The sequence below is a fragment of the Sphingorhabdus sp. EL138 genome (assembly GCF_945890115.1).
In the GTDB taxonomy this organism is placed as follows: domain Bacteria; phylum Pseudomonadota; class Alphaproteobacteria; order Sphingomonadales; family Sphingomonadaceae; genus Sphingorhabdus_B.
The window spans coordinates 17,852-29,771 of sequence record NZ_CAMDCK010000019.1; the positions used below are offsets into that span (position 1 = coordinate 17,852).

Below are 11,920 nucleotides of genomic sequence, written 5' to 3' on the forward strand. Positions count from 1 at the left end.
CATGGCCCGTGGCGATTTTGCTTTTCATCATAGCTTGCGCGTACGCTGGTCGGAAACCGACGCGCAAGGCGTAGTGTTTAACGCCCGTTATCTCGATTATGCGGATGTCGCGGTTACCGAATATTGGCGCGCGGTGCAGTTTCGCCACTATGCCGATGGGGCACCGATGGAATTTCATGTGAAGAAAGCCACCGTGACATGGTTTGCCCCGATCAAGCCCGATGAGATGATTGAAGTCATGGCGCGTACCGTTGCAACGGGGCGCACAAGCATGACGCAGCTTGTTGAAATTCATGGCCTCACCGAAGATGGTTCGGACGATGTGCGGGCGACGGTGGATTTGGTGAACGTGCATGTGGATCTCGACACGCATCGTCCCATTCCATTGCCCGATTGGGTGAAGGACGTTTTTACAGCGTTTGATAGCCAAGCAGCTAATCCGCCGTCTGCGTTGGCCCAAGCCTGAGGCGCGGCGGCAATGCTACGGAACGTCCTGCCCCATAAGTTCGCAGCCCTCATGCTTGGGCTGGCTCTGTTGGGCGCTTGTACCGAAAGCCCCAGTGGCGAGCAAAGCGCAACTGCATTAGATTTCCCCCGCGCCGACAGGACGGTATCGGCGATTGGCGATACCGAGTTTTCGACCGAAGCCGCCCGCGACGAAGCAGGCGAAGCCGAATATGTCATGGATTGGGCGGGCATTCAGTTGGGAACCACGGTTGCCGACATTGGCGCAGGCGAGGGTTATTACACCATCCGCCTTGCCGATCGCGTTGGCCCCAAAGGCCGCGTCTTGGCGCAGGATATTAACCGCGGCGCGCTCAATCGTCTGGGTGAGCGCGTGACCCGCGAGCAGCTCGACAATGTCGCGATCAAAGAAGGGGCGGTCGACGATCCCCGCCTGCCACAGAGCAGCTTTGACCGGATATTCATGGTGCATATGTATCATGAAATTGAAGAGCCTTATGCGTTTCTGTGGCGGATGCGGCCGGCGCTGGCAAAAGGCGGCCAAGTGATTGTCGTCGACCGGGACCGGGCTACGGACCGGCACGGCATAACGCCAAAGCTGCTATTTTGTGAATTTGAGGCGGTGGGCTACCGCCTGACCGGCTTTACCGAGCAATTGAAACTTGGCGGCTATATCGCCCGGTTTGAAGTCAGCGGCGATCGGCCCGAACCATCGGCCATAAAGACCTGCGCCAGCCGCTATCCGCAATCCTGAGCCGAGGGTCAGGACCACTTAAATCCACCTTCGCGGCGTCAAAATGGCAAAGATATCGAAGTAAAATGTCCGCCGCAGGCAGTAATTCTGCCTGCAAGGGCATTTTGCTTTGAGATCGAAGCCATTTTGGCGTCCTTCGGATTTGACCCATTTTGTCCATTGCTGCGTTGGCAAGCTTGGACTTAGAACCACTAAGCCCTGCGCTTGCCGCCTTGCACTGAACAGTATGGCCTCAAACCGCGAAGGTGGATTTAAGTGGTCCTGACCCTAGTCGCCGTCAAAGCCGATGAGGGCGTCGACGCGGATATTTTGCGCCCGCAATTTCTCTGCGCCGCCAAGGTCTGGCAAATCGACGATGAACAAGGCCTGTTCGACATGGCCGCCGCCTTGCCGGATGAGGTCAAGGCCAGCCAAAGCCGTGCCGCCTGTGGCAATCAGATCATCGACCAACAGCACTTTTTGGTCCGGCTGGACATGGCCGACATGCATTTCGATGCGGTCGGTGCCATATTCCAACGTGTAATCGGTGCCGATTTTGTCACCGGGCAACTTCCCCGGCTTGCGCAACATCAATTGCCCAAGGCCAAGTGCATAAGCCAAGGCCGACGCCACGATAAAGCCGCGCGCCTCGATACCGGCCACCAGCTCTGTATCGGGGTCAACCAAGGCCGCCAGCCGATCAATCGTTCTGCGATAGCCGCTTGCATCAAGCAAAAGGCTCGACACGTCGCGGAACATGATGCCGGGCTTGGGATAATCCGGAATGTTGCGGATCAGGGCCGCGAGGTCAGCGTTATTGTGCATATCGCATGACTGCCTGTTGCAGCGCAGGATTTCAAGCATTTCCGGCGCGGCGGTGTCCCTTGGTCTCCAACTCGTTTTCGTCATCCTGAAACACGTTCAGGATGACGAAAACGCGGCAGTTAAAAAACACGGCAACAAAAAAGGGCGGCCCATTGCTAGGCCGCCCCATTTGCATATCCCCAAAGGGAGACTGAATTACTTCAGTTCGACGGTTCCGCCAGCAGCAAGGATCTTCGCCTTGATGTCTTCGGCTTCTGCCTTGTTTACGCCTTCCTTGATCGCCTTTGGCGCGGACTCAACAAGAGCCTTTGCTTCGGTCAGACCAAGCTGGGTGATTGCGCGGACTTCTTTGATGACTGCAATCTTGTTTCCGCCGTCGCCGGTCAGGATAACGTCAAATTCAGTCTGCTCTTCAACAGCAGCAGCAGCAGCGGCAGGCGCAGCAACAGCAACAGCAGCAGCGGCGCTAACGCCCCATTTTTCTTCCAAAGCCTTTGCAAGGTCAGCCGCTTCAAGAACGGTCAAGGTTGAGAGTTGCTCTACGAGCTTTTCAATATCAGCCATTTAAATAACACTCCGATTTTCTGTCATATCTGTAGGGCTCGCCCAAATGGACGCAGCCGGTTTCATGTAAAAAGTTACGCTGCCTTTTGGTCAGCATAGGCACCAAATACCCGTGCCAATTTCGCAGCCGGTGCGGTCGTCAATTGAGCGATCTTCGTTGCCGGTGCTTGTACAAGCCCGATAATCGTCGCGCGCAGTTGATCGAGCGATGGCAATGAAGCCAGCGCCTTTACACCATTTACATCGAGGAAAGTGTCACCCATCGCACCGCCGACAATTTCTAATTTGTCATTGGTCTTGGCGAACTCGACCGCAATCTTTGCAGCGGCGACCGGGTCCGACGATGTGGCGAGCGCCGTAGGTCCAGTTAGCAATTCTGCTAACGCACCATAAGACGTTCCCTCAAGGGCGATTTTGGCAAGACGGTTCTTGGCAACCTTATAGTTTGCGCCCGCATCACGCATCTTCAAACGAAGGTCGGTCGATTGTGCAACTGTCAACCCGAGGTTACGGGTAACAACAACAACCGCCGCTTCATTAAAAGTGGCGTTCAGCGATGCAACTGTTTCGGTCTTTTCAGAACGGTTCATGCATTACTCCTTATTCGGGCCATTCCGGCGAACCGGTCAAGCCCAACACGAAAAGCGAAGCACCCGGATGGGCACTAACGCTGACTTGGTCCGTGGGGAAGTTTCATGCCGAACGCACACGACAGAGTGTCGGAGCAGTGGCGAAGGATGGCAAAGCCAATCCTGAAATCTCTATCCCCGTCTAGGCTGGACATTAAGAACGGCACATTCCGTTCACCAACTGTCTCGGACGGTTGCCGGTGAAGCCGTCGCTCCACCGAACAGGGGTGCAATTAGCAGGGTTGGACGCAGAGTCAAGGGTTCGCGCCGCTTGATCCTCCCCATCGACTTGCGATGGGGAGGGGGACCGTTCGCGCAGCGAAGGGTGGAGGGGCCTTTGACGTCCGAGGCCCCTCTGTCACACTTCCGCTTCGCTCCAGCGCGCCATCTCCATCCTGAGCGCAGTCGAAGGGCAAGTCGATAAGGTGGATGCGGGAAGGGCTCCCTCACGCCGCGGACCTTTCGCCAAACCACGCGTCGCGCGCCTTGGCCGCGGCGTCGATCCAGGGCTGTCGCTTGCGCTGCAATGCCTCCAAATGCGCGACCTCTTCGGCCTCGGTGAGCGTGCGTTCATAATCCGCATCGCCAAAAAAGCCCGTTTCGGTCAAAAATTCTGTGCCACGCCCATCGGGCTTAGGGTAATTTGTCCGCCATCCACGCACATCCTCATCAAACCATATGCCAAGCCGATCGGCAACGATAGCAGGTTCGTCGTCCAAAATATCTGGCACAGCCCTGTCACTGGCGGAAATCCTGCCAAGTTCACACCCAATTGCAGCATTGTGCGCGCCAGAAACTTCGGGCGCGGGACCATCGTCGCGCGCGGTGCAAAACGAAGCGGCCTGCGGCCCCGTGCCGCCCCCTTCAATGAGGTCGAGGAAGCTTTCAAAATCCTGCACGATACATTGTATATGCGCGTTCCGGCTGCCCCGCACCGCCTGCGCGTCGGCCAAACGGTCCAGCCGGTCGAGCAGGCTTTTGCTCAACCGGTTGTCAAACCGTCCGCGTAATGTGGTGCCATCGTCTTGCTTGGTCGAAATTTCCTCATAGCCGTTCACCGCGCGGTCCATGAGCATGTCCTGCAAGGCATAACGCGACACCAAAATCGCCGCGTCCCAACCCAAAGCAAAAGCCGCGCCGTCCCGCCGAAAGCGCAAACCATAGGCCGAGCGCGGCGATTTACAGACAGTCTTCGCCGCACGCAGGACGCTGCCACCAAAGGCAAGCGCCTCCAAAAAAGCGCGCTGGCACTGCGGGGTCCAGCGATAATCATTGCGGATTTCGGTCATGTCGGGGTCGGGTTCAATACGATCCCCAATCTCGCATACCCCGTTGTTTGCTTGTATTTGCTGCCATTCGTTATTCATCATCTTTCACCTCATCAGATAAAAGATATATAATAAATCACCATATAGGTTGTATGAAAGCAATTTTTGGGGATGGGATTTGGTGATGTGGGCGGGGGTGGTGATAAGAGAGCATGTTTCCCCCAAACGTCATGCTGAACTCGTTTCAGCATCCATCGTGCCACGTAGACCGATGTTTTCGGCTGATAAATGGACCCTGGAGCCGTAGGCGTGCAGAGCACAAACAAGTTCAGGGCGACGGTAAGGTTACCCTCTGTTTTGTATGAGGGACAAATGCACTGGCCAGCCCAAAACTTGTGTGGATTTGGATAATTAATCTTACTGGACAGGCTTTGCCGCGCTGACTTAATCAGGTCGTTCGAATGATCCAACGCAAGATAGGAGCAAATATGCCGAATGTCCGTGAAAATACTATGGCCCTGATAGAGCGTTATTATGCCGCGTTTAACGCCATGGACATTGACGCGATCTTGGCCTGTCTGACCGACGATGTGGCGCATGATATTAATCAGGGCGAACGCGAAACGGGTAGGAATGCGTTTCGCGCGTTTCTGGGGCGGATGGACCATGCCTATAGCGAGCAATTACGCGACATCGTTATAATGACCAGCACGGACGGCGCCCGCGCTGCCGCCGAATTCATGGTACATGGGGTATATAAGGTCGCTGACGAAGGTTTCCCGCCGGCGCATGGCCAAAGCTATGTTTTGCCGGCTGGCGGCTTTTTTGATATCACCGATGGAAAGATTTCGCGCGTGTCGGTCTATTATAATTTAACCGACTGGATTGCACAGGTTTCATGACAATCCGCGTCCGCAGTTTGACAGATCCGCACGCGCGTCACGCGGCGATACCGGCGCTGTCCGATCTGCGGATCCGTATCTTTCGGGGCTGGCCTTATCTGTACGACGGCACGGCGGATTATGAAGCGGCATATCTTGCGGAGTTTATCCGCGAACCCAATGCGGTGCTGATCGTCGCAACGGATGATGATGCGGTTATCGGTGCGGCAACGGCCTCGCCCATGGCGGGACAGAAGCCAGAATTCCAGTTGCCCTTGCGGGCCCTCGGGATGGATGTTGCGCGGATATTCTATTTCGGGGAGTCGGTTTTGCTGCCCGATTATCACGGGCAGGGCATCGGCCATCAATTTTTCGACGCGCGTGAGGCGGCGGCGCGGGCCGCAGGCGCGGTTCAAGCCAGCTTTTGTGCCGTGGTCCGTCCACCCGACCATCCGATGCGTCCCGATTCGCCCCGCGACCTTTCCCCCTTTTGGCGCGCGCGGGGCTATGCACCATTGGCAGGATTGACAACTATGCTGAAATGGCAGGACCTTGGCGAAGCTGACGACAGCGCGCATATCATGCAATTTTGGATGCGGGACCTATGACCGCGCCTGTGCGCATCGCCGCTGCCCAATATCCCATCGGGCAACCGACGAGCTTCGTCGAATGGCAAGACAAAGTCGCGGCTTGGGCGGCCGATGCGTTAGCGCAGCGCGCGCAGCTTTTGGTATTTCCCGAATATGCGGCGATGGAACTGGCGGCGATTGACACAGCAACCGCCAGCGACCTGCATGCATCCTTGCGCGCGGTCGTGGCGTTAGGGCCGCAAATTGACGCCCATTATATCGATATGGCTCGGCTTTTCGGGGTTGCGGTGCTGGGCGGAACACGCCCGCATGCTTTGGATGAAGGACGGGTTGTGAACCGCGCAAGCCTCTATTTTCCCGACGGGCAGAGCGGACATCAGGACAAGATCATGATGACACGCTTTGAACGGGAATCTTGGGACATCAAAAGCGGGACAGATTTGCGCGTTTTCCGCACGCCGTTGGGCATGATGGGCATTTCGACCTGTTATGATGTCGAATTCCCGATGATCGCGCGGACGCAGGCTGCTGCGGGCGCGCAGGTCATTCTCTGCCCGTCGTGCACCGACAGCTTGCAAGGCTATCATCGGGTCCGGATCGGCGCGCAGGCACGGGCCTTGGAAAATCAGATTTTCGTGGTGCAAGCGCCAACGGTCGGCATGGCACCCTGGTCCCCTGCGCTTGATGAAAATTACGGCGCAGCGGGTGTTTTCGTTCCCCCCGATGGCGATAGTCCGGATGATGGCGTGCTGGCCATAGGGACCGAGGGGCAGGGGGCATGGGTCTTTGCCGATGTGGATGTTGCCCGCGTTGACCGCTGGCGCAGTGCAGGGGCGGTGCGTCCGTTCGCGCATTGGCCCGAACAATATTACGGGGCAAAAGCCGATGATCTGCCCGTGGAAGTTGTGCCACTGGATTGAATGGCATCGATTATTTGCGACTGGGCGCTTTGCCTGCGCTGGGGCGACGAAAAAGGGTTCACGCAGAGGCGCGGAGATCGCAGAGTCGTCCCCAATACCAACCACCGTCGCTCCAGCGAAGGCTGGAGCCTATCACGCCTCGCCGGATAGCGCTGGGCTGGGACGATAGACGCGATAGGCCCCAGCCTACGCTGGGGCGACGGTGATAAGAGAGCGTGTTTCTCCCAACGTCATGCTGGAGCCGCAGGCGTGCAGAGCACAACTCGGTTCAGCATCCATCGTGCCGCGCGTACCGGAGATTAGAGACGAGAAATGGACCCTGAACCAAGTTCAGGGTGACGGTTGGGGGGGTGACGATGGGGGGGCATGGAGGTCGCGGCAGTATTCGGCGCAGTCGGCTGCGTGCGTGCCACCTAAACAAAAAGGGCCGGAGGTTTCCCTCCAGCCCCTTTTTTGTGCCTATTGCGCAGCGCGTTACGCGCCAGCGACGTCCGCCAGATCGATCTTAAGGCCTGGGCCCATGGACGAGCTGATTGCCACGCGGCGGACATATTTACCCTTTGATCCGCTTGGCTTGTTCTTGATGACGGCGTCGACCAATGCGTCGAAATTCTTGCGCAGATCGGAATCGGAGAAGCTTTTCTTACCGATGCCGCTGTGGATGATGCCCTGCTTTTCAACGCGGAATTCCACCTGACCAGCCTTTGCCGCCTTCACGGCTTCGGCAACGTCCATGGTGACGGTTCCAAGCTTCGGGTTTGGCATCAGGCCCTTTGGACCCAAGGTCTTACCCAAGCGGCCAACGATGCCCATCATGTCCGGCGTTGCAATGACGCGGTCATAATCGAGATTGCCAGCCAGCATATCTTCCATCAGGTCTTCCGCGCCAACCTTGTCCGCACCAGCGGCTGTTGCTGCAGTGGCCTTGTCGCCACGGGCGAACACGGCAACCTTCATTTCCTTACCGGTACCGGCTGGAAGCGAAACCATGCCGCGGACCATTTGGTCGGCATGACGTGGGTCAACGCCCAGGTTCAACGCAACTTCGATGGTCTCGTCGAACTTTGCAGTCGCCATTTCCTTGATTGCCTTCAACGCTTCATCAACACCGTATAATTTGTCCGCATCCAGATGCGCGAGCGACTTTGCTTTTTTGGTTAGCTTGGCCATGTTCTTAACCCTCCACAACTTCGAGGCCCATGGCGGTAGCCGAGCCTGCGATGATTTTTACAGCCGCGTCCATGTCGTTCGCGTTGAGGTCGGCCATTTTCAGGGTCGCGACTTCTTCCAGTTGCTTGCGGGTAATCTTACCAGCCGACAGCTTGCCGGGCTCTTTCGAACCGGCCTTCAAACCCAAAACCTTTTTAATCAAATAGGTTGCGGGCGGTGCCTTCATGATGAAGGTAAAGCTCTTGTCGGAAAAAACCGTAATCTTCGTTGGAATCGGTGTGCCTTTTTCCATGTCGGCGGTCGCCGCATTGAACTGCTTGCAGAATTCCATGATGTTTACGCCGCGCTGACCCAAAGCAGGGCCGATTGGCGGGGATGGTGTGGCTGAACCTGCAGGGACTTGCAGGCCGATATAGCCGTCAATTTTCTTTGCCATTTATGGCGTCCTTTCATTCTTTCCCCGCCAAAGCGTCAGCAACGGCGGGTCAAATTAAGCGGTCAAACGGTCGCGTCCAAATTTCTTTGGCAACTTCCTCCCGCACGGGTTCCGCTGATTCTCATCAGTGGAGGTGGGCAATTAGTCTAAGACGACGTTTAAATCAACACACTCGTCACGCTGGGGCGACGGGAATATTCGTTTACGTACCCCAATACCCCAAAATTGTCATTCCCGCGAAAGCGGGAACCCATGGTCTGACATGTCCGTGCGCGATACGTTTTTGGTTCGCACGAAGACACGAAGACCCGGAACAACTTCTTTATGCCTTCGTGCCTTTGTGCGAACCATTTCGCCGATAGTTCGGCTCATGGATTGACCTTACGGTCACTAAGTTCTCCGCTTTCGCGGGAATGACAAATCAAGGGGTTCACGCAGAGGCGCGCAGGACGCCGAGGTGCATTACCCTCAACGTCATGCTGGAGCCGAAGGCGTGTAGAGCACAACTTGGTTCAGCATCCATCGTGCCAGATAGACCGAAGATTAGAGAGGAGAAATGGACCCTGAAACAAGTTCAGGGTGACGGTTTTTTTGGAGGGCGACGGTTGGGTGGGGCGACGGTCGGGGGAGGTGGCGGGAATAAGAAGGCGTGTTTCTTCCCAACGTCATGCTGAACTCGTTTCAGCATCCATCGTGCCACGTAGACCGAAGGGTAGAGACGAGAAATGGACCCTGAACCAAGTTCAGGGTGACGGTTTGGGGTGAGGGCCAAGGCGGAAAAAGGAACACGCAGCGGCGCGGAGGACGCGGAGGGACAGTTAATGTCTCTGTGTCCTCTGCACCTCTGCGTGCACCAAAATCACTTCATCAATTCGACTTCTTCAAAGTCCAGTTCAACCGGCGTTGCGCGGCCGAAGATGCTGACGGATACCTTGACGCGGTTCTTGTCGAAGTCGAGTTCCTCGACCAAGCCGTTGAAGCTTGCAAATGGTCCGCCCAGCACCTTGACCTGATCGCCAATTTCATAGTCGACCGAAACGCGCTTCTTGGGCGCGGCTTCGAGTTCCTGCTTGGTGTTGAGGATGCGCGCGGCCTCGGCTTCGGTGATGGGCTGCGGCTTGTTACCCGCGCCCAGAAATCCTGTGACCTTTGGCGTGTTCTTGACCAAATGGTACACATCATCATTCATGTTCAGCTTTGCCAGAACATAGCCCGGGAAGAATTTACGTTCGGCCTTGATCTTCTTACCGCGACGCACTTCGGTGATCTGCTCGGTCGGAACCTCGATAGCTTCGACCAATTGCGTGAGGCCAATGCGCTCTGCTTCGGCCAGAATCTGGTCGCGAACCTTGTTTTCAAAGCCCGAATAAGCGTGAATGATGTACCAGCGTGCCATAATATATTTCTATTCCCCAAAACTCTCTATAGGGTCTGCCTTAGCCTTCGGCCAGCGCGAGCAATCCCTTTACGATTGCGGCAAACACCGCGTCGACGCCTAAAAAGAAGATGGCCAAGATGATCGTCATGATCAACACCATGATCGCGGTCTGCACGGTTTCCTGGCGCGAGGGCCATACCACCTTGCCGATTTCGGTCCGCGCCTGACGGATGAATTCACCGGGGCTATTTTTTGCCATATCGTTTCTTCCTGTTCGATCCCGAGGATAGCCGCCAGCGCTCCGACCGGCGGGTCGAGAGCGATATAGGTTCCTATTTCGGAAAGACTAGGCCTTTAACGAGGGATTCGCCGCAACGCAAGATGGCAAACAAAACGGAGCAAGCGGGTTTGGGAAAGCATATTGACCGCATAAGCGATGTCGAAGTGCCTTGAACTATCGCAGGTTTTGGGTATCTCCTAAGGCTCAAATTTACCAAGGAAACACCCCCCATGCCCTCCGGTCTTGCTGCGCTTCTTGATGATATTGCCACCATTGCAAAAGTTGCGGCGGCTTCCGTCGATGATGTTGCCGCCGCTGCGGGTAAGGCGGGCAGCAAGGCCGCAGGGGTTGTTATCGACGATACGGCGGTGACGCCGCAATATGTCACAGGCTTTACCCCTGACCGCGAATTGCCGATCATCTGGCGCATTGCCAAGGGGTCATTCTTTAACAAGCTGGTCATCATCTTGCCCGTGGCTTTGCTGTTGAGCCTGTTCCTGCCATGGGCGATCACGCCGATCTTGATGCTGGGCGGGGCATATTTATGTTTCGAAGGCGCGGAGAAAGTGTGGGAAAAAATCGCCCCGCATGCGGAAGTGGGCTTAGCCGAAGAGCTTGCAGAACTGACCAGCACCGAACATGAAACCGCGATGGTCAAAGGCGCGGTGCGCACCGATTTCATCCTGTCCGCCGAAATCATGGCGATTGCCCTTAATGAAGTGAAAGGCCTTGCCGAAACATCCATCTGGTTGGAGGCAGCGACATTGGCCTTTGTCGCTATCGCCGTCACCATCGGGGTCTATGGCATGGTTGGCCTGATCGTGAAAATGGACGACATCGGCCTGAAATTGGCTGGACGCGACAACGCCGGTTCGCAAGCCATTGGCCGCACGTTGGTAAAAGGCATGCCCAAATTGCTCGCCGCCTTGTCGACCATCGGCACCGCCGCAATGCTATGGGTGGGCGGGCAGATTATCGTCCACGGCTTTGGCATCCACCCCGCAGAGTTTTTGGGTCTATATGAAGGGGCGCTGGCCTGGGTCGCAGATGCGGCAATGAGCGGCGTTGTCGGCCTTGCCATCGGCGCGGTGATTGTGGTGGTGTATCATCAGGTGACTAAGCGCAAGGCGGGTTGAGGGTGTAGCCAGAATGTGGTGGGCGTGGGGGCTGCGTGGTGCCTGTTATTTTATCGCACAAAGACGCGAAGGCGCGAAGGCGCATTCCCCCCAACGTCATGCTGGAGCCGAAGGCGTGCAGAGCCCAACTCGGTTCAGCATCCATCGTACTACATAGACCGAAGGGTGCAGAGGCAAAACCAGATCCCTCCAAAAACACCGTCGCTCCAGCGTAGGCTGGAGCCTATCGCGTCTCGCCGGATAGCGCCGCGCTGGGACGATAGACGGGATGGGCCCCAGCCTGCGCTGGGGCGACGGGAAAGGTTCACGCAGAGGCGCAAAGGTCGCGGAGGCGCATTCCCCGCAACGTCATGCTGAACTCGGTTCAGCATCCATCGTGCCAAACAGACCGAAGGGTAGAGACGAGAAATGGCTCCAGGGTGACAGCTTCGGGGGCGGTGACGGTGTGATAAAAATGTGTGTCAAAATTGGCTGCGCCGGAGCGCGCAGTGATCATTTCTAAAAATGTAAGAAAATGGCAGGAGTTGGGGGACTCGAACCCACGACCCTCGGTTTTGGAGACCGATGCTCTACCAACTGAGCTAAACTCCTGCACTCCGCATTTCAGCGAAGAAGGGTGCCCTTAACGCCGATATGCGCACGGGG

The 11,920-nt window shown here is 56.5% G+C and carries 14 protein-coding genes and 1 tRNA gene; 6 read left to right on the top strand and 9 right to left on the bottom strand.

Translation table 11 applies throughout. The features are described from left to right. Position 1: 1 nt before the first annotated feature. Together Q0O07_RS09510 and Q0O07_RS09515 are read left to right on the top strand one after the other, a co-directional pair. A complete protein-coding gene (locus Q0O07_RS09510) occupies positions 2 to 466 on the top strand; it encodes a thioesterase family protein (protein ID WP_295492894.1) in 465 nt (154 codons plus the stop codon). A 12-nt stretch (positions 467 to 478) separates the two neighbouring features. Further along, a complete protein-coding gene (locus tag Q0O07_RS09515) occupies positions 479 to 1,219 on the top strand; it encodes a class I SAM-dependent methyltransferase (RefSeq protein WP_295492897.1) in 741 nt (246 codons plus the stop codon). A 267-nt stretch (positions 1,220 to 1,486) separates the two neighbouring features. Here Q0O07_RS09515 and Q0O07_RS09520 read toward each other — a convergent pair whose 3' ends face one another. The 4 genes from Q0O07_RS09520 to Q0O07_RS09535 all read right to left on the bottom strand — a co-directional run bounded on the left by Q0O07_RS09520 (position 1,487) and on the right by Q0O07_RS09535 (position 4,586). Further along, complete coding sequence (locus Q0O07_RS09520) at positions 1,487 to 2,023, bottom strand: adenine phosphoribosyltransferase (RefSeq protein ID WP_295492900.1); 537 nt, start codon at positions 2,021 to 2,023, stop codon at positions 1,487 to 1,489. A 195-nt stretch (positions 2,024 to 2,218) separates the two neighbouring features. Continuing rightward, a complete protein-coding gene (gene rplL, locus Q0O07_RS09525; RefSeq protein ID WP_295492902.1) occupies positions 2,219 to 2,587 on the bottom strand; it encodes a 50S ribosomal protein L7/L12 in 369 nt (122 codons plus the stop codon). Positions 2,588 to 2,661: 74 nt separating this feature from the next. Continuing rightward, positions 2,662 to 3,177, bottom strand: coding sequence for a 50S ribosomal protein L10 (gene rplJ, locus Q0O07_RS09530; protein WP_295492904.1), 516 nt, complete (start codon positions 3,175 to 3,177; stop codon positions 2,662 to 2,664). Positions 3,178 to 3,662: 485 nt separating this feature from the next. Beyond that, positions 3,663 to 4,586: a hypothetical protein gene (locus tag Q0O07_RS09535; protein ID WP_295492906.1), complete on the bottom strand. Its 924-nt coding sequence runs from the start codon at positions 4,584 to 4,586 to the stop codon at positions 3,663 to 3,665. Between the two features lie 386 nt (positions 4,587 to 4,972). Here Q0O07_RS09535 and Q0O07_RS09540 point away from each other — a divergent pair, with 386 nt between their 5' ends. From Q0O07_RS09540 to Q0O07_RS09550, 3 genes are read left to right on the top strand one after another with little or no spacing between them, the layout of a single operon-like run. Continuing rightward, entirely contained in the window at positions 4,973 to 5,386 is a 414-nt protein-coding gene (locus tag Q0O07_RS09540; RefSeq protein WP_295492909.1) for a ketosteroid isomerase-related protein, read from the top strand. Next, the gene (locus tag Q0O07_RS09545; RefSeq protein ID WP_295492911.1) at positions 5,383 to 5,973 is read left to right on the top strand and encodes a GNAT family N-acetyltransferase; all 591 of its coding nucleotides are present in this window, start codon (positions 5,383 to 5,385) and stop codon (positions 5,971 to 5,973) included. Before Q0O07_RS09540 ends, Q0O07_RS09545 begins: the two co-directional genes overlap by 4 nt. Beyond that, positions 5,970 to 6,875, top strand: a complete 906-nt coding sequence (locus tag Q0O07_RS09550) for a carbon-nitrogen hydrolase family protein (protein ID WP_295492913.1) — start codon at positions 5,970 to 5,972, stop codon at positions 6,873 to 6,875. Before Q0O07_RS09545 ends, Q0O07_RS09550 begins: the two co-directional genes overlap by 4 nt. A 474-nt stretch (positions 6,876 to 7,349) precedes the next feature. Here the strand turns inward: Q0O07_RS09550 and rplA are convergent, their stop codons facing one another. The 4 genes from rplA to secE form a co-directional block, all read right to left on the bottom strand. After that, a complete protein-coding gene (rplA, locus tag Q0O07_RS09555; RefSeq protein ID WP_295492916.1) occupies positions 7,350 to 8,045 on the bottom strand; it encodes a 50S ribosomal protein L1 in 696 nt (231 codons plus the stop codon). Between the two features lie 4 nt (positions 8,046 to 8,049). Continuing rightward, entirely contained in the window at positions 8,050 to 8,481 is a 432-nt protein-coding gene (rplK, locus tag Q0O07_RS09560; RefSeq protein ID WP_295492919.1) for a 50S ribosomal protein L11, read from the bottom strand. Between the two features lie 859 nt (positions 8,482 to 9,340). Next, positions 9,341 to 9,877: a transcription termination/antitermination protein NusG gene (gene nusG, locus Q0O07_RS09565; RefSeq protein WP_295444148.1), complete on the bottom strand. Its 537-nt coding sequence runs from the start codon at positions 9,875 to 9,877 to the stop codon at positions 9,341 to 9,343. Positions 9,878 to 9,917: 40 nt separating this feature from the next. Beyond that, on the bottom strand, positions 9,918 to 10,118 hold the full coding sequence (gene secE / locus Q0O07_RS09570) for a preprotein translocase subunit SecE (RefSeq protein ID WP_295492922.1): 201 nt from the start codon (positions 10,116 to 10,118) through the stop codon (positions 9,918 to 9,920). 251 nt (positions 10,119 to 10,369) lie between these two features. On the opposite strand from secE, the gene Q0O07_RS09575 reads away from it, so the two are divergent. Beyond that, on the top strand, positions 10,370 to 11,275 hold the full coding sequence (locus Q0O07_RS09575) for a DUF808 domain-containing protein (RefSeq protein WP_295492925.1): 906 nt from the start codon (positions 10,370 to 10,372) through the stop codon (positions 11,273 to 11,275). A 515-nt stretch (positions 11,276 to 11,790) separates the two neighbouring features. Here Q0O07_RS09575 and Q0O07_RS09580 read toward each other — a convergent pair. Next, positions 11,791 to 11,866 (bottom strand) — tRNA-Trp (locus Q0O07_RS09580). Between the last annotated feature and the right edge of the window lie 54 nt (positions 11,867 to 11,920).

What these genes read in the sequence shown, in the direction of transcription:
- Q0O07_RS09510 (WP_295492894.1), top strand. Translation starts at nt 2, where the DNA reads ATGGCCCGTGGCGATTTTGCTTTTCATCATAGCTTGCGCGTACGCTGG.
- Q0O07_RS09515 (WP_295492897.1), top strand. Translation starts at nt 479, where the DNA reads ATGCTACGGAACGTCCTGCCCCATAAGTTCGCAGCCCTCATGCTTGGG.
- Q0O07_RS09520 (WP_295492900.1), bottom strand. Translation starts at nt 2,023, where the DNA reads ATGCACAATAACGCTGACCTCGCGGCCCTGATCCGCAACATTCCGGAT.
- rplL (WP_295492902.1), bottom strand. Translation starts at nt 2,587, where the DNA reads ATGGCTGATATTGAAAAGCTCGTAGAGCAACTCTCAACCTTGACCGTT.
- rplJ (WP_295492904.1), bottom strand. Translation starts at nt 3,177, where the DNA reads ATGAACCGTTCTGAAAAGACCGAAACAGTTGCATCGCTGAACGCCACT.
- Q0O07_RS09535 (WP_295492906.1), bottom strand. Translation starts at nt 4,586, where the DNA reads ATGATGAATAACGAATGGCAGCAAATACAAGCAAACAACGGGGTATGC.
- Q0O07_RS09540 (WP_295492909.1), top strand. Translation starts at nt 4,973, where the DNA reads ATGCCGAATGTCCGTGAAAATACTATGGCCCTGATAGAGCGTTATTAT.
- Q0O07_RS09545 (WP_295492911.1), top strand. Translation starts at nt 5,383, where the DNA reads ATGACAATCCGCGTCCGCAGTTTGACAGATCCGCACGCGCGTCACGCG.
- Q0O07_RS09550 (WP_295492913.1), top strand. Translation starts at nt 5,970, where the DNA reads ATGACCGCGCCTGTGCGCATCGCCGCTGCCCAATATCCCATCGGGCAA.
- rplA (WP_295492916.1), bottom strand. Translation starts at nt 8,045, where the DNA reads ATGGCCAAGCTAACCAAAAAAGCAAAGTCGCTCGCGCATCTGGATGCG.
- rplK (WP_295492919.1), bottom strand. Translation starts at nt 8,481, where the DNA reads ATGGCAAAGAAAATTGACGGCTATATCGGCCTGCAAGTCCCTGCAGGT.
- nusG (WP_295444148.1), bottom strand. Translation starts at nt 9,877, where the DNA reads ATGGCACGCTGGTACATCATTCACGCTTATTCGGGCTTTGAAAACAAG.
- secE (WP_295492922.1), bottom strand. Translation starts at nt 10,118, where the DNA reads ATGGCAAAAAATAGCCCCGGTGAATTCATCCGTCAGGCGCGGACCGAA.
- Q0O07_RS09575 (WP_295492925.1), top strand. Translation starts at nt 10,370, where the DNA reads ATGCCCTCCGGTCTTGCTGCGCTTCTTGATGATATTGCCACCATTGCA.